The organism is Pseudomonas sp. AC532 (assembly GCF_979258965.1).
Genome location: NZ_OZ409888.1, coordinates 5,023,104 through 5,038,781, shown reverse-complemented (window position 1 = coordinate 5,038,781; position 15,678 = coordinate 5,023,104). Strand labels below are relative to the sequence as shown.

Annotated in this window: 12 protein-coding genes; 5 read left to right on the top strand and 7 right to left on the bottom strand. The window is 64.3% G+C overall.

Annotated features, from left to right (window positions below):
* Positions 1-122 precede the first annotated feature (122 nt).
* Positions 123-3,611 (bottom strand): chromosome segregation protein SMC, encoded by a 3,489-nt coding sequence (gene smc, locus ACZ0AV_RS23465; RefSeq protein ID WP_499153234.1) that lies wholly within the window; start codon positions 3,609-3,611, stop codon positions 123-125.
* Between the two features lie 301 nt (positions 3,612-3,912).
* On the opposite strand from smc, the gene guaD reads away from it, so the two are divergent.
* On the top strand, positions 3,913-5,220 hold the full coding sequence (guaD, locus tag ACZ0AV_RS23460) for a guanine deaminase (RefSeq protein ID WP_499153233.1): 1,308 nt from the start codon (positions 3,913-3,915) through the stop codon (positions 5,218-5,220).
* 143 nt (positions 5,221-5,363) lie between these two features.
* On the opposite strand, the gene ACZ0AV_RS23455 is transcribed toward guaD, so the two are convergent.
* The 5 genes from ACZ0AV_RS23455 to moaA form a co-directional block, all read right to left on the bottom strand.
* Positions 5,364-6,146 (bottom strand): ABC transporter ATP-binding protein, encoded by a 783-nt coding sequence (locus ACZ0AV_RS23455; RefSeq protein ID WP_499153232.1) that lies wholly within the window; start codon positions 6,144-6,146, stop codon positions 5,364-5,366.
* Complete coding sequence (locus ACZ0AV_RS23450; protein WP_499153231.1) at positions 6,143-7,225, bottom strand: FecCD family ABC transporter permease; 1,083 nt, start codon at positions 7,223-7,225, stop codon at positions 6,143-6,145. Before ACZ0AV_RS23450 ends, ACZ0AV_RS23455 begins: the two co-directional genes overlap by 4 nt.
* Entirely contained in the window at positions 7,218-8,363 is a 1,146-nt protein-coding gene (locus ACZ0AV_RS23445) for an ABC transporter substrate-binding protein (protein WP_499153230.1), read from the bottom strand. The genes ACZ0AV_RS23450 and ACZ0AV_RS23445 overlap by 8 nt, the downstream gene beginning before the upstream one ends.
* Before the next feature lie 232 nt (positions 8,364-8,595).
* Positions 8,596-9,045, bottom strand: coding sequence for a PA2169 family four-helix-bundle protein (locus ACZ0AV_RS23440; RefSeq protein ID WP_499153229.1), 450 nt, complete (start codon positions 9,043-9,045; stop codon positions 8,596-8,598).
* Between the two features lie 408 nt (positions 9,046-9,453).
* Positions 9,454-10,449: a GTP 3',8-cyclase MoaA gene (gene moaA, locus ACZ0AV_RS23435; protein ID WP_499153228.1), complete on the bottom strand. Its 996-nt coding sequence runs from the start codon at positions 10,447-10,449 to the stop codon at positions 9,454-9,456.
* A gap of 374 nt (positions 10,450-10,823) precedes the next feature.
* On the opposite strand from moaA, the gene ACZ0AV_RS23430 reads away from it, so the two are divergent.
* On the top strand, positions 10,824-11,237 hold the full coding sequence (locus tag ACZ0AV_RS23430; RefSeq protein ID WP_499153227.1) for a CopD family protein: 414 nt from the start codon (positions 10,824-10,826) through the stop codon (positions 11,235-11,237).
* Between the two features lie 45 nt (positions 11,238-11,282).
* Here the strand turns inward: ACZ0AV_RS23430 and ACZ0AV_RS23425 are convergent, their stop codons facing one another.
* A complete protein-coding gene (locus ACZ0AV_RS23425; RefSeq protein ID WP_499153226.1) occupies positions 11,283-11,741 on the bottom strand; it encodes a DUF2231 domain-containing protein in 459 nt (152 codons plus the stop codon).
* 84 nt (positions 11,742-11,825) lie between these two features.
* Here ACZ0AV_RS23425 and coxB point away from each other — a divergent pair, with 84 nt between their 5' ends.
* From coxB to ACZ0AV_RS23410, 3 genes are read left to right on the top strand one after another with little or no spacing between them, the layout of a single operon-like run.
* Positions 11,826-12,764, top strand: coding sequence for a cytochrome c oxidase subunit II (gene coxB / locus ACZ0AV_RS23420; RefSeq protein ID WP_499153441.1), 939 nt, complete (start codon positions 11,826-11,828; stop codon positions 12,762-12,764).
* Entirely contained in the window at positions 12,761-15,289 is a 2,529-nt protein-coding gene (gene ctaD / locus ACZ0AV_RS23415) for a cytochrome c oxidase subunit I (RefSeq protein WP_499153225.1), read from the top strand. Before coxB ends, ctaD begins: the two co-directional genes overlap by 4 nt.
* On the top strand, positions 15,289-15,642 hold the full coding sequence (locus tag ACZ0AV_RS23410; RefSeq protein WP_499153224.1) for a hypothetical protein: 354 nt from the start codon (positions 15,289-15,291) through the stop codon (positions 15,640-15,642). The genes ctaD and ACZ0AV_RS23410 overlap by 1 nt, the downstream gene beginning before the upstream one ends.
* The last annotated feature ends 36 nt before the right edge of the window (positions 15,643-15,678 follow it).

The following is a 15,678-nucleotide window of genomic DNA, read 5'->3' as shown; positions in this document are numbered from 1 at the left end:
TCCCACGTGCAACAAAAGTGGGCGTTAAGCTAGCACGACGAAAGGCAACTTTACACCGGCAAAACACAGTAAAACCGCCGCTCCCGGCAGTTTTTACGCTACACAATCCGTGTCGAGACGCCTCAGCTGTCCACCATCGCCAACGCCTCCTCGACATCCACCGCCACCAGGCGCGAGCATCCGGGCTCGTGCATCGTCACCCCCATCAGTTGATCGGCCATTTCCATGGCGATCTTGTTGTGGGTGATGTAGATGAACTGCACGGTGGCCGACATCTCCTTGACCAGCCGCGCATAGCGTCCGACGTTGGCGTCATCGAGCGGCGCATCAACTTCGTCGAGCATGCAGAACGGTGCCGGATTGAGCTGGAAGATGGAAAAAACCAGCGCCAGCGCCGTCAATGCCTTCTCGCCACCGGACAGCAAATGGATCGTGCTGTTCTTCTTGCCCGGCGGGCGCGCCATGATGGTCACCCCGGTATCGAGTAGATCTTCGCCGGTGAGTTCCAAATATGCGCTGCCGCCACCGAAAACTTTCGGGAAAAGCGCCTGGATTCCGGCGTTGATCTGGTCGAAGGTTTCCTTGAAGCGATTACGGGTTTCCCGGTCGATCTTGCGAATCACGTTTTCCAGGGTATCCAGGGCTTCGACCAGGTCAGCGTTCTGGGCATCCAGGTAGCGCTTGCGCTCGGATTGCTGCTGGTATTCCTCGATAGCGGCCAGGTTGATCGCGCCCAGACGCTGGATGCGCGCGGCCATCTGCTCCAGGGTCTGCTCCCAGGCGGACTCGCTGGCGCCCTCGGGCAGCGTGGCAAGCACCCCATGCAGGTCGTAGCTGTCTTCCAACAACTGGTCCTGCAGGGCCTTGCGCCGCACGTTCAACGACTGCCATTCCAGGCGCTGCTGTTCCAGTTGGCCACGCAGCAACTGCGCTTGCTGCTCGGCCTGGGAGCGGCGCTTTTCGGCATCACGCAGTTCGCGGTCAGCATCTTCCAGCGCCAGGCGCGCCAGGCGCAGCTCTTCCTCGACGCCCATGCGCCGCTCGAGCAGTTCCTCGAGCTTCATGCGCAGCTCTTCCAGCGGAGCCGCGCCCTCCTCCAGGTTCAGGTCGAGCTGCTCGCGTTTTTCGTGCAGGCGCTCGGCTTGCAGCTCCAGGCGCTCCAGCGCCTGGCGGGTGGAATCGTGCTGGGCGCGCAGCGAACCCAGGCGAACGGCTAGCTGGTGAGCGTGGTCCTTGTGCTGCCGCGCATCCTGGCGCACCCGGTCCAGGCGCTCGCGCAGGGCATCGCGACTGGCCAGCAGACGTTCGCGCTGCTCGTTGTCGAGGGCCATGCTGTCAAGCGCGTCCTGCAGGTACAGGCGCGCCTCGCCCAGCTGCTCGGTCTCCAGGGCCCGCTGCTCGGCCAGCTCCTGCTGTTCCGCCTCGATACGTTGACGACGCAGCAGCAACTGCTCGGCCTTGGCCTGGCCAGCGGACAACCTGGCCTTCAGCTCGCCGAGACCGCGAGCCTGGTCCTGCACCTGGCGACGCTGTTGTTCACGCACCTGTTCCGCGTCGCGTTGACGCTCGCGCAGGGTTTGCAGACGCTCATCGAGCAACGCCAGGGCTGCCTCGCGCTCGTCGCGCTCGAGGCCCAGGCTTTCGATTTCCTGCCCACGCGCCAGCACGCCGCTCTGCGCTTCGCTGGCGCGGCGCACGCGCAGGAAGTGCCGGCCAACCCAGTAGCCATCGCGGCTGACCAGGCTCTCGCCGGGTGCTAGCTGCGCGCGCTCGGCCAGTGCCTGATCGAGGCTCTCGACCGGGCGCACGCGCCCCAGCCAGGGCGCCAGGTCAACCGGCGACTCAACCTTGTCCAGCAGGCTGCCGGGCATGCGTTCGCCAGAAGCGCCAGCCGAGACCAGGCGCAGCTCGCCCTGGTCCAGGGCGGCAAAGTCCAGACCGGACAGATCGTCCTGCAGCACGGCCTGCAGATCGGCACCCAGCACGGTTTCCACCGCCAGCTCCCAACCCGCCTCCACACGCAGGCCTTCGGCCAAGCGCGGGCGCTTGTCCAGGCCGTGTTCGCGCAACCACTCTGCAGCCCCGATGCCAGGATCCAGCGCAGCCTGTTGCAAGGCTTCCAGGGAGGCCAGACGGCCATTCAGGCGTTGCAGGTCGCCCTGCGCCTGTTGCTGGGCACTGCCTGCTTGCTGCAGGTCTTCGCGCAATTGCTGCAAGCGTTCGGCTTGTTCAGCCTCCTGCTCCTGCAATTGTTCCAGGTCCAACTCACCGACGGCGATCTGTTCGCCCAGTTCGATGATGGCCGCATCCTCAGGGTCGGCGGCCAACTGCTGCAGTTCATCGGCCAGGCGCCGCTGGCGTTCGCTGAGGCGCTCCAGGCTGTGCTCCAGCTGCTGGATACGCGACTGCTGCACTTCGGCCTGGCGTCGCGGCTCGGCGCTGCGCTGATTGAAGCTGTCCCACTGTTCCTGCCAGCCGTGCATGCCGGTTTCGGCGTCTTCGAGGGCCGCAGCGGATTCTTCGGCGGCCGCGGCAGTGAGTTCCTGCTCAGGCTCAAGCATGGCCAATTCTTCACCCAGGGTGGCCAGCAGGGTGCGGTCATGGCCCAGGTGCGATTCGGTTTCCAGACGCGCTCGCTCGGCTTCACGCAGGTCGTCCTGCAACTGGCGCAGGCGTTGCTGGCCGTGCTGGATGCTCTGCTCGACGCGGGCGATGTCGCCCCCCACCGAATAGAAGCGCCCCTGCACCAGGTTGAAGCGCTCGGACAGCTCGTGGTGGCCGTCGCGCAGGCGCTCGATGCTGGCATCGGCATTGCGCTGCTCGGCGACCAGCGCCTCGAAGCCGACCTCCTGATTGCCGATCACCGCTTCACGCTGCCCCACCTGCTCGTTGAGCGCCTGCCAGCGCAGCGCGGTGAGTTGCGCCCGCAACTGGCGCTCCTCGGCCTTGTATTCCTGGTACTTCTCGGCGGCCTGGGCCTGGCGATGCAGGCGTTCGAGCTGGCGCTCCAACTCGTCTCGCAGGTCGGCGAGGCGCGCGAGGTTTTCCTGGGTACGGCGGATGCGGCTTTCGGTTTCCCGACGACGCTCCTTGTACTTGGAGATGCCGGCCGCTTCCTCGATGAAGTTGCGCAGCTCCTCCGGCTTGGCCTCGATCAGCTTGCTGATCATGCCCTGCTCGATGATCGAGTAGCTGCGCGGCCCCAGGCCGGTGCCCAGGAAGATGTCGGTGATGTCGCGGCGGCGGCACTTCACACCATTGAGGAAGTAGGTGTTCTGGCTGTCGCGGGTCACCCGCCGGCGAATGGAGATTTCCGCGAAGGCCGCGTATTCGCCGGCCAGGGTGTTGTCGGAGTTATCGAAGATCAGCTCGATGCTGGCCTGGGTCACTGGCTTGCGCGTGTTGGAGCCGTTGAAGATGACGTCCGTCATCGACTCGCCGCGCAGGTTCTTCGCCGAGCTTTCGCCCATCACCCAGCGCACGGCATCGATGATGTTGGATTTGCCACAGCCGTTGGGCCCGACTACCGCCGCCATGTTGCTCGGGAAATTCACTGTGGTGGGGTCGACGAACGACTTGAAGCCCGCCAGCTTGATGGACTTCAGGCGCATGCTGCGAGACTCGCCAGACGTGCGCGTGATAACACGTCAACACAGTGAGGGGCCTGAACGGCAGGATGCGTCATGGATTTCCTTAGGGCGCGAGGTCCTGGGGATCGGTCGGGGGATGGCGGAGCGTTCCGGCCAGGCGCATGACGCGACTTCCTGCTGGCCAGATCAGCGACGAGTCTACCACAGCAGGCCAGCCTGACAGCCAGCGCAGCAGGCGCCTGCGGGCCCTTTTGTTCATCCGCGGCGCACATGATGCGACACTATCGCCCTGTCAAATTGCAATCTGTATCGAGGCACGCTCATGTCCAGCTCCACCCACGCCTACCGCGGCGCCATTCTGCACAGCCTGGCCGATCCAGCCGAGGTCGGCGTCGAGGCGTCCCATGCCTATTTCGAAGACGGCATCCTGCTGGTGCAGGACGGCAAGGTACGCGAGGTGGGCCCTGCCGCCGAGCTGCTACCGCGCCTGGCTGGCGTGGCCCTGACCCACTACGAAAACGCCTTGATTACCCCCGGTTTCATCGACACCCATATCCACTACCCGCAAACCGGCATGATCGGTGCGTACGGCGAGCAGTTGCTCGACTGGCTGAACACCTACACCTTCCCCACCGAAATGCGCTTCGCCGACCAGGCCCACGCCAGGGAAGTCGCGGATGTCTTCATCAAGGAACTGCTGCGCAACGGCACCACCACGGCGCTGGTGTTCGGCAGCGTGCACAAGCAGTCGGTAGATGCCCTGTTCGAGGCCGCCGGGGCGCTCAACCTGCGCATGATCGCCGGCAAGGTGCTGATGGACCGCAATGCGCCCGAGGCTCTCACCGATACGGTCGAATCCGGCTACGCCGACAGCCGCGAGCTGATCGAGCGCTGGCACGGCAAGGGCCGCCTGCACTATGCGGTAACGCCGCGCTTCGCGCCGACCAGCTCGCCGGAACAACTGGCCATGGCCGGCCGCCTGCTGCGTGAATACCCCGAGTTGTACCTGCACACCCACCTTTCGGAAAATCGCCAGGAAATCGAGTGGGTAAAGGAACTGTTCCCGGAGAACAGCGGCTACCTGAATGTCTACGACCAGCACCAACTGACCGGCCCCCGCTCGGTCTTCGCCCATGCCGTGCACCTGTGCGATGCCGAGTGCAAGCGCCTGGCGGAAACCGGCTCGGCGGTTGCCTTCTGCCCAACCTCCAACCTGTTTCTCGGCAGCGGCCTGTTCGACCTGCAGCGAATGGAACAGCACAAGGTGCGGGTAGGTCTGGGCACCGACATCGGCGCCGGCACCAGCTTTTCGCAGCTACGTTCGCTGAGCGAGGCGTACAAGATCATGCAACTGCAGGGGCAAAAGCTCGACCCTTTCAAGTCGCTGTACCTGGCCACGCTGGGTAGCGCGCGAGCACTGTATCTGGATGACCGTATCGGCAACTTTGCCGCCGGCAAAGACGCGGATTTCGTGGTGCTCGATTACCAGGCCACCCCGCTGATCGACTATCGCCTCAAGCAGAGCAGCACCCTGGCAGAGCGGTTATTCGCCCTGATCACCCTGGGCGATGACCGGGTGATCAAGGAAACCTTCGCGGCCGGCCAGCGCGTGCACCGCCGCGAACCATAGCCACCGATCTCGAGAGCTCCAGGAGCCTGCGTGCGGACAATGCGACGGCGGGCGTTCATCCAGCCCGGCAGCATGGCCGCCAATCGCCGGCAAGCCGGCTCCTGCAGCGCCGTGTGGAGCGGCGAGGTAATCCCGGAAGAGAGCTAGGCACCGATCACCGATACCGGGTAGATGGCGGTGAAGGCGCCGTCGTCCACGCTCAGGGTTCGACAATCGACCCCATACACGGCAGCCAGATGCGCCGGAGTGAGCATTTCGTCGGTGGTGCCACTGCCATGTACGCGACCGTCGCGGATCATCAACACGTCGTCGGCGTAGCGGCTGGCCAGGTTCATGTCGTGGAAGATCGCCAGGGTGACGATGTTTTCGCGGCGCGTGTAGGCGCTCACCGCGTCGAGCATGTGCAGCTGGTTGGCCAGGTCGAGGGCCGAGGTCGGCTCGTCGAGCAACAGCAGCCGCGGGCTGCGCACCAGCGCCAGGGCAAGTGAAATCATCTGCCGCTCGCCCCCGGACAACTGCCCCGGTTGCTGTTCTGCAAAACGCTGCAGGCCGAGCAATTCGAGTAGTTCACTGGCACGCCTCTGGCTGTCGCGCTGGGTGGTCCAGCCGCGCGCACCGCCCTGTTGCGCCAGGAGCAGAAGCTCGTAGGTCGACAGGCGCACGTCGAGGTGAGTCAGGTCCTGTGCCACGTAACCGATCAGCCGCGCGCGCAGTGCCGGCTCCAGGCCGATCAGTTGCGTACCGTCGATGATCGCCGAACCCTCGGCACGCAACAGCCCGCACAGGCCTTTCATGAAAGTCGATTTGCCCGCCCCGTTGGCACCGAGCAGGGCCAGGGTGCGACCCGCTCCGGCATGGACAGCGAAATCGCGGATGATCGGCCGCCCGCCGAGGGTGACGCGATAGTGCTGAACGACAAGACTCATCGGGACGTCAGCCTCCGGTCACGCAGGATCAGAATGATGAAGAACGGCAAGCCGATCAGCGAGGTGACCATGCCGATGGGCAGCACGGCGCCGGGCACGATCAGCTTGCTGGCGAGCGATGCCAGGGTAACGAAGATGATCCCGCAGGCCAGCGTCACGCCGATGGTGAAGCGTTGGTCTTCGCCGACCAGCAAGCGCGCCACGTGGGGCGCGACCAGGCCGACGAAACCAATGATGCCGACCACCGACGTCACCGCGCCGGCAAGCAGCGCCGCCAGCACCAACATCAGGGTGCGCACGCGCTTGACGCGGATGCCGAACACCACCGCCTGCTCGCCAAAGCTGCGCAGCGCGGTGAGCGCCCAGGCGTGCATCAGCACCAGCGGCACCGCCACCAGCGCGATGGCGGCGCACAGCGCGACCTTGCTCCAGGTCACGTGTAGTAGCGAGCCCATCAGCCAGAACACGATGCTTTGCAACTGATCGACACTGGACACGTACTGCACCAGACCGAGCAACGAACTGAACACGAAATGCACGGCGATGCCCAGCAGGGTGATGGCCTGCAGGCCGATCTGCCCTCGGGTCAGCAACAGGATCAACCCGACGGTGAGCAGCGAGAATAGAAAGGCGTTGGCGGTGACCACCATCTCGGCGCCGAAGCCCGGCAACCACTGCGCCAGCGACAGGTTGAAGGTCAGCGCCAGCGCCGCACCAAAACCCGCTGCCGAGGAAATGCCGAGGGTGAAGGGTTCGGCCAGCGGGTTGTCGAGGACCGTCTGCATGATCAACCCGGCCAGCGCCAGGCAAGTACCGGCGAGCACTGCCATCAGCGTCATCGGCATGCGCAATTCCCAGAGAATCACCCGCGTAGAGGCATCCACCCGGTCCGGGGTGAACAGACCTTGCACCGCATCGGCGAAACTCAGAGTGCCCGAGCCGACGACCAAATCGGCGATAAAGGCGATCAGCGCCAGCAGCAGCAGACCGGCCAGCAGCGCGCTGCGCTGCCAGACGCTCCTCGCGTAGCGGCGCTGGTAGCCATCGGCAGCCTCGGCGACCCCGCTGGCGTCATTCACCGGCAGACACCTGGCTGAAGAGAATGGCCGGCACGTTGCCGAGGCCGGTCATGGCCAGCAGCGTGCGGGTGCTGGCCGACGGATCGAGCTGCTCGCCAACGTGCGGGTAGAACGCCCGGGCCAGGTACTCGACCGCCAGGATGTTCCAGCTGCTGGCGTAGAATTGATGATAGATGCCATACACACGCTGGTGCTGCGTGGCCTGCAACTGGGCCATGCCCGGACGTTTGAGCAAACGCTGCATGGCGCTGTCGATGGCGGCCTGTTCGACCGTCGGGCCAAAGCCGAACGGCGGAGAGATAGACGTGTCGCCAGGAAACTGGGTGCCGCTCATCACGTAGATGTCGGGCTTGCGGCTGATCACCGTTTCCAGCGTTACGTCGCCAGTGGCCCCCGGCAGCAGCCGAGTGCCCAGGTTATCGCCGCCAGCCGCGTGCACCAGCTTGCCCCAGTACACGTCGCCATGGGTGAAGCAGCAACTGCTGGCACCGCCCTGCCCGGCCTTGGCCTCAACGAACACCAGCGGGCGCTTGCCCTGCTCGGCTACCAATTTGTCGACCTGCGCCAGACGCGCGGTGTAGAAATCCAGGTACTCCTTGGCGCGGTCCTCGCGGTTAAGAACCTTGCCGAGCAGCGCCACGCTCTTCTGGCTGTTGGTGACCGGATCCAGGTCGCTGTCGAGATAAATGACCGGAATCTTCAGGGCAGCCAGCTTGCGCTCGACACCGGCGCCTTCCAGCGACTTGCGTGCACGCAGCTGGAACACCAGCAGATCGGGCTTACCCGCGACCACTGCCTCCAGGTTCATGTCACCATCGTCACCGAACTGCATGTCGACGGCCCGGCCGGCGCTATCTGGCCAGCGTGCCTGGAACACTTGCCAGGTATTTGGATCGGACCGCTTGATGATGTTGTTCCACACGGCGATGCGCTCGAACGGGTCTTCGCGGTCGAGCAGCGCCAGGCTGAACAGGTCGCGGCCGTCCTGCAGCACCATGCGCCTGGGCTCGTGCGCGAGCGTCACCTGCCGCCCGGCCAGATCGGTCACGGTAAGCGGGTAGTCGGTGGCCTGGGCAGCGACGCTGAAAAGCAGGCAAAGGGCAGCCGTGAGGCGGACAAAAAACGCGGGGACAGTCATGGAGGGAAAAAACCTTTTACGACGCGAAGGAGCAGGCGCTGAACGCCCACAGCGAAAAACGGAAATGTAGCGTAACAAAGGCGTGCGCCATCGTCATTAAGAACTATTCTCGCTGGCAAACCGCGCAGTGTTGCGCCCCCCCGCTGCCCGCGGCTGCCATCACCGGGCCGTGGTAAAAGCCAGGCATGAAAAAGGCGCCCGAAGGCGCCCTTTCATTCGACTGCAGCCGGGATCAGTTGGCGCGTGCGGCATCGCGCAGCGACTTGACCTGATCATGGTTGCGCTGCACACCTTGCAGCTGCTTTTCCAGAACGCTGCGCACGTTGCTCGGCAGGTCTTTTTGCAGGGCTTCGCGGTACGCCTTCAGCGCCACGTCTTCGCCGCGCTCGCATTCGTTGAGGATAGCTTCCTCGCTCTTGCCGGTGATCATCGACTTCAGGTCGACCCAACCGCGGTGCAGAGCACCCGACACACTGGAACTGGTTTCCGGGTCGCCGCCCAGGCCACGCACCAGTTGCTGCAGTTCGGCAGCGGCGCTAGCGCAATCCTGCGAGCGCTGGGTGAAGAAGCTCTTGAGACGCGGCTCTTTCACGTCGTCGGCGCACTCGCTGAAACCTTTCTCGCCATCTTTACTGGTTTCGATCAGATCATTGAGTACCGAAATAACGTCTTTGTTATCCACTTTGAATCTCCTCGTCGCTTCAGAAAATAGCCCTGTACGGGCCGCTCCCTTAAGTTGAGTGAGGGCCTGTCGCGGAGGTTCAGGGGATTTTCCGGCACCGCGGCCGATCGCCCTGCGAGCAGCATCAGGCAAAGGCGCGCGGCGCCTGGCCGCGAACCGCTCGTCTGGAGGCGAAACGGCGTGCACCTGTACAGGGCGTCAAGAACCGGGTGGGTTGCCGGCGCCGGCGATCCGCTAAACAGGCCGGGAGTCAGGGCATGTAGTGGTCGGATTTACCAGGTTGCAACGGAGCAGCAAGCGTGTTGCATGCCTGCCAGGACAGCCTGAGGCAGGTCAGCCGTGGGCGGCCTCGCACACGGCTTTCAAGGCAGCGCAATCAGCGCGCCGGAGACGGATTGCCGGCAGCATTCAACCACCGGTCATGCTCATGAAGCGGATCACCTGGACTTGCTCGTCGGTCTCGAAATGGTGACGCTCCGGCTTGAGCTGCAGGGCCTTGAGCAGGGCGCCACGCAACCGCTCGCTGTCACCCGGGTGAGCGCGCATCAGGGTGCGCAGATCCAGTGCGTTGTCGTGGCCCAGGCAAAGCACCAGCTTGCCCTCGGCCGTCACGCGAACGCGGTTGCAGTCGCCGCAGAAGTTGTTGCTGTGCGGTGAAATGAAGCCAACGCGGGTGTCACTGCCGTTTACCTGCCAGTAACGCGACGGACCGCCGGTGACGTGGCTGCTGCGCACCAGCGGGTAACGTGCCTCGATGCGCTCGCGCACCACCTCGCTGGAGCAGAAGGTCTGCTCGCGCTGGTGGCTGACCACGCTGCCCAGGGGCATCTCCTCGATGAAGCTGATATCCAGGCCACGGGCCATGGCGTACTCGACCAGGCCCAGCACTTCATCGTCATTGCGGCCGGTCTGCACCACGCTGTTGAGCTTGATGCGCCTGAAGCCCGCCGCCGCCGCGGCGTCGATGCCGGCCAGCACCTGGTCAAGCATGTCGCGCCGGGTGAAAGCGGTAAAACGCTCGCGCTGCAACGAGTCGAGGCTGACGTTCAAACGGGTGACGCCCGCCGCCCGCAAGTCGTTTGCCATGTGCGCGAGCTGGGAGCCGTTGGTGGTGATCGACAGGTCTTCCAGCTCGGGGCGCTCACCCAGGCGGCGCAACAGGCTCAGCAGGTTCTTGCGTACCAGCGGCTCTCCCCCGGTGATGCGGATGCGCTTCACGCCCAGACCGATGAAGGCATCGGCGACGGCGTACAGTTCTTCAAGCGTGAGGATCTGCGCACGTGGCGCGAAGACCATGTCTTCGCTCATGCAATAGGTGCAGCGGAAATCGCAGCGATCGGTCACCGAGAGTCGCAGGTAGGTAATCCGCCGGCCGAACGGGTCGACCAGCTGCGTGGTATTCATGGGTTCCCTCTCCCGGCCCGAGGGCCAGTTGTTCAGGGCTGCCAGTTGGGCAGCGCGCAGCCATTTGCGGGCTGCAGAAGAGAGCCAAGTTTACCACGCCTGCCGGCTCATCGCGCCGCTCGCAGGGCAGCCCCCTGTCGGGCTGCAGCCGGCAATTCACACATTCAGTGACACAACCCCAAAAGGCATGCTGCGTTTTCGCCTCTGGAATTCCTCCGGTGCCAGGCACCTGATGCCAGGCAATACGCGGCTTGCAGCTGCTACGAGAGGTGATTTTCAGCGCACTAGCCAGGTGGCGCGAAAAGGTCGAACCGCATTTCCTGCCTGGGGGTCACACGGACAGACCTCAGGACTACAGGCAATGGAGGGCACCAATGCCCCTGCTGAAACTGCTGCATTTCACGGCCTTGATCGCCTGGTGCGGCGCTCTGCTCTACCTGCCCGCGCTGATCGCCGCTGGTTGCCGCTCGGCGCCGGTCGCCGAACGGCCGGGCCACCCCGAACTGAACCGCACGATCTTCAACCTCGTGGCGACCCCTGCTGCCCTGATCGCCATCGGCAGCGGCACGGCGCTGTTTCTACGCGACGGCACCTTCGGTATCTGGCTGGTGGCCAAGCTTTCCACCGTGGCGGTGATGGTCATCTGCCACGCGCTCTGCGGGTTGCTGATCCTGCAGTGCGAACGTCATCCGCGACCGGCTTTCATCGTGGCCTGCGCCACGCTGGGCGCGATCACCACAAGCATGATCGCCACCACGTTGTGGCTGGTGCTTGCCAAACCCTTTTGAATGAAGAGTCACTCATCCATGAATGCAGGCGGGCGCAAGCCGAAATCAATCGACATCCACGCCCACGGCATGCTCGTAAACGAGGCGCCCGCCGAGGTATGCAGCTATCGCGATCAAGCCCGCGGTGAACAACGACAAATAGAACGCCCACATTTCGAAGCCGTCGTCGCCGTGGCGGTAGCGCAGCATCCAGTTCAGCGAGGCCAGGGAGAGCATCATCACAGCGATGATGGCGTGACACCAGGCGCTGATTTTCTGGCGGATACGTTTCACGGTGAGCAAGTCGATCATGCCGGCAATGCTGGCGATCCAGCCACCCGCAGCGCCGACGCCGGCCAACCACAAGCTGGCCCGCGCCCAGAACGGGTCGGTGGTCCAGAAGTAGGCGAAATCGGTCGCCACCAGGCCCAGCAAGGCAGCGACCGGGAAATGGATCATCATCGGATGCAGCGGATGCCCGGCAATGGCCGCGCGACTGATGATGGATTCTTGTTGCTCAGCCATGGCGGCCTCCCTGTCGATTGCAAAAAGAGCCGAGGTGTCTCGGCTCTACTCAAGTTGACCGCACTGGCGTCAGCAGTTCCGCTTATCTCCGCCTGCAGTGGTGACCAATCAATTCTGGCCCCCGCCGGCCCTGTCGCTCGCGATATCGTCCTACTGTGGTGGGCCATGTGCGGTTTCTTCACGCTGGTGCTGGTGGTGGTCAGCGCAATATGGATCTACGCCATATGGCGCAGGCCGCGCGAGTATTCGCTCGCTGACGCCCGGCGAATCCAGAACCGCTGGCTGATTGGTGGCGGTATCGTACTGCCGTCGGTGACCATCGTGCTGCTCCTGCTGTTCGGCATTCCGGTCGGGACGCGCATGATGCAACTGCCGATTCTGGGCGAGCAACCGCTGCAAATCGAGGTGATCGGCCATCAATGGTGGTGGGAGGTGCGCTACCCGGACAGCGGTGTGGTGACGGCCAACCAGTTGCATCTCCCGGCCGGTCGCCCGGTGGATATCACCGTGACCAGCGCAGATGTAATCCACTCGTTCTGGGTACCGCGCCTGGGCGGCAAGATCGACATGATTCCCGGCCGCGAGAACCGCATTCGCCTGCAGGCTGACGCGCCAGGCACCTTTCGCGGGCAGTGCACGGAGTTCTGCGGCACTCAGCACAGCCATATGATTCTCGACGTGCAAGCCCACAGCGACGAAGACTTCGCAGCCTGGATCGACGCTCGCCGCGAACCGCAGATCGAGGCGCTGCAGGGCGAGGCAGGCGCTACGTTCATGGCCCATTGCGGCACCTGCCACCGGGTCGCCGGCGTCAGTGCGGGCAACCGTGCACCAGACCTCACCGATCTGGCCAGCCGCCGCACCCTCGGCGCTGGCCTGCTGCCGAACGAGCCCGGCGCGCCGCTGACCTGGCTGCGCGAACATGGCCGGATCAAGTCTGGTACCGGCATGCCATTGACCGACGATCTCGATGCCGAGCACCTGCAGGCCATCGCCACCTGGCTGGAGGGCCTGGAACCATGAATGACCCGCGCGAAGCACAATGCAAGGACGACGCCGATGCGCTGCACGGGCAGTTCGATGATGTCTGGGGCAACCCGCGCGGCTGGCGCGCACTGACCATCGTCAACCACACCACCCTGGGCCTGAGGTTCATGGTCACGGGGCTGTGCTTCTTCGTGTTCGGCCTCCTGCTGGCGATGCTCATCCGCACGCAACTGGCGCTGCCGGGCAATGCATTCATGGGCCCGGAAACCTTCAACCAGGTGTTCACCATGCACGGCACGGTGATGATGTTCCTGTTCGCCGTACCGATGATGGAGGGCCTGGCGGTCTACCTGATTCCCAAGATGCTCGGCGCCCGCGACCTGGTGTTTCCACGCCTGTCGGCCCTGGGCTACTGGTGCTATCTGTTCGGTGGCTTGATCATCTGCTCCAGCCTGCTGCTCGGCATCGCCCCGAATGCCGGCTGGTTCATGTACACACCGCTGTCCAGCGCCGCCCACTCGCCCGGTATCAATGCCGATATCTGGTTGATCGGCATCACGTTCGTGGAAATTTCCGCGGTGTCCGCTGGCGTCGAACTGGTGGTGTCGATCCTGCGCACCCGCGCCGAGGGCATGGCACTGAACAAGATGCCGATCTACGCCTGGTACATCCTGACCATGGCGATGATGATCGTCATCGGCTTCCCGCCGCTGATCCTCGGCAGCATCCTGCTGGAGCTGGAGCGTGCCGCCGGCCTGCCCTTCTTCGAGGTGGCGCGTGGCGGTGATCCGCTGCTTTGGCAGCACCTGTTCTGGCTGTTCGGCCACCCCGAGGTGTACATCATCTTCCTGCCGGCCGCCGGCATCGTTTCCACCCTGCTGCCGGTATTCTGCGGCCGCCCGCTGGTGGGCTACCGCGCGGTGGTGCTGGGCGTGCTGAGTACCGGCTTCATCAGCTTCGGTCTGTGGGTGCACCACATGTTCACCGTGGGCATCCCGCAGCTGGCCCTGGCGTTCTTCTCGGCGGCGAGCATGCTGGTGGCGATTCCCACCGCCATCCAGGTGTTTTCCTGGATCGCCACGCTGTGGCTCGGCAAGCCGCGCTACAACGTGCCGATGCTCTGGCTGGTGGGCTTTCTGATCATCTTCGTGTGCGGCGGGCTGACCGGGGTGATGCTGGCCCTGGTGCCGTTCGACTGGCAGGTCCACGACACCCAGTTCGTGGTCGCGCATTTCCACTACGTGCTGATCGGCGGCATGCTCTTCCCGCTGATCGCCGGGCTGTATTACTGGCTGCCACACTTTTCCGGGCGCATGGCCTCCGAGCGCCTCGGCAAGTGGGGTTTCTGGCTGGTATTCATCGGCTTCAACATGACGTTCCTGATCATGCATTGGACCGGTCTGCTGGGCATGCCGCGGCGGGTGTACACCTACGAAACCGGTCTGGGCTGGGACATGCCCAACCTGATTTCGTCGATTGGCAGCTTCATCATGGTGATCGGTATTGCCACCCTGCTACTCGATCTGATCCTGCATTACCGCTACGGCAAGCCCGCGGGGCAAAACCCCTGGCAGGCGGACACCCTGGAATGGGCGACCAGCCTGCCGCCCAACCCTTACAACTTCGTGAGCCTGCCGAAAATCACCGATCGCCATCCCCTGTGGCGTGACCCCAACCTGCGCGAAAGCATTGCGCGCGGTGACCATGCCCTGACGGTGATCGATCACGGTCGGCGGGAAACCTGGGGCGTCGACCCGTTGACTGGCAAGGTGCGGGAAATCATCCACTTGCCCGGCAACAGCTGGTTGCCCTTTATCGCCGCCTGCTGCATCGCCGTACTCTGCCTGAGCCTGCTGACCAAGGTCTACCTGCTGGCATTGGTCGCCTGCTTCGCCTCGGTGGTGGTGCTCCTGCGCTGGAGCTGGGAGAACGGCGCCCATCCCAAGGCCGCGCCGGACGCCAAGACCCAACCGCACGAGCCGCCCCTGCATTCACGCACCTGCGATGGCCCGGGGCTGTGGGGCATGGGCGTGACGCTGCTGTCCAATGGTGCGCTGTACCTGTCGCTGCTGTTCGGCTGGTTCTACCTGTGGACAGTGGCGCCCAACTGGCAGGTACCGGACGCCCCGGTGTTCAACCATTGGCTGCTGTTTGCCAGTGCCCTGCTGCTGTCACTGGCAATCCCCTGGCAACGGCGAGTCAACGGCAGGCTGCGCCAGGGTCGTGCACAGGGGTTGCTGGCCTGCCAGGTAAGTTTTGCGGTGATTGGCCTCGTGCAGGCAGCGTTGCTGCTCTGGGCACTGCGCAGCGAGGCCCTCGAACCCACCGTGCGCGCCCATGATGCGGTGATCTTCGTGATGCTCGCCTACAGCTTCGGTCATGCGTTGCTCGCCGGTATCCTCAGCGCGCTACAGGCCCTGCGCGTGCGTATTGGCTACGTGGGTGCCGAGGCGCCGTACGAGCCACTGGTGGTGGCGCAATTCTGGTACTACAGCCTTGGTGTGCTGTGGGTCAGCTACTTCGCCATCGTGTTGTTCCCACCTGCTTTCGGAGTCGCGTGATGCAAAGCCTGCGCAGCGTCTACAACCCGGCGCACATCGTCACCGGCCTGAGCATCTGGAGCCTGTGGTTCATCGCCCTGTATGGCGGCCAGGGCGCTGGCTGCTCGGTGGCGCCCCCGCCCCTCGAAGATGGCCCCTGGACTTGGCTGAACCTGGCCTTGGGCCTCCTGTCCGTGCTCACTGCTAGCCTGCTGCTGGTGCTGGCGCGCGTGTTCCAGCAGGCCGCGCGCCGCCCTCACCGCAGCGACCGCGAGCGCTTCGTGGCCAGCGTGTCCGCCGCGGGCAGCCTGATCGGTGCGATCTGCGTAGTATTCATCGCGTTGCCGCTGATGGCCTTGCCACCGTGCGCCTGAGGTCCGCCAGGCAGTCATTGGGAAACCTGCTGAAAC

Coding starts and splice junctions, on each gene's coding strand:
- moaA (WP_499153228.1), bottom strand. CDS start 10,449: ATGAATACCACGCAGCTGGTCGACCCGTTCGGCCGGCGGATTACCTAC.
- ACZ0AV_RS23430 (WP_499153227.1), top strand. CDS start 10,824: ATGCCCCTGCTGAAACTGCTGCATTTCACGGCCTTGATCGCCTGGTGC.
- ctaD (WP_499153225.1), top strand. CDS start 12,761: ATGAATGACCCGCGCGAAGCACAATGCAAGGACGACGCCGATGCGCTG.
- ACZ0AV_RS23425 (WP_499153226.1), bottom strand. CDS start 11,741: ATGGCTGAGCAACAAGAATCCATCATCAGTCGCGCGGCCATTGCCGGG.
- ACZ0AV_RS23455 (WP_499153232.1), bottom strand. CDS start 6,146: ATGAGTCTTGTCGTTCAGCACTATCGCGTCACCCTCGGCGGGCGGCCG.
- smc (WP_499153234.1), bottom strand. CDS start 3,611: ATGCGCCTGAAGTCCATCAAGCTGGCGGGCTTCAAGTCGTTCGTCGAC.
- ACZ0AV_RS23445 (WP_499153230.1), bottom strand. CDS start 8,363: ATGACTGTCCCCGCGTTTTTTGTCCGCCTCACGGCTGCCCTTTGCCTG.
- guaD (WP_499153233.1), top strand. CDS start 3,913: ATGTCCAGCTCCACCCACGCCTACCGCGGCGCCATTCTGCACAGCCTG.
- ACZ0AV_RS23410 (WP_499153224.1), top strand. CDS start 15,289: ATGCAAAGCCTGCGCAGCGTCTACAACCCGGCGCACATCGTCACCGGC.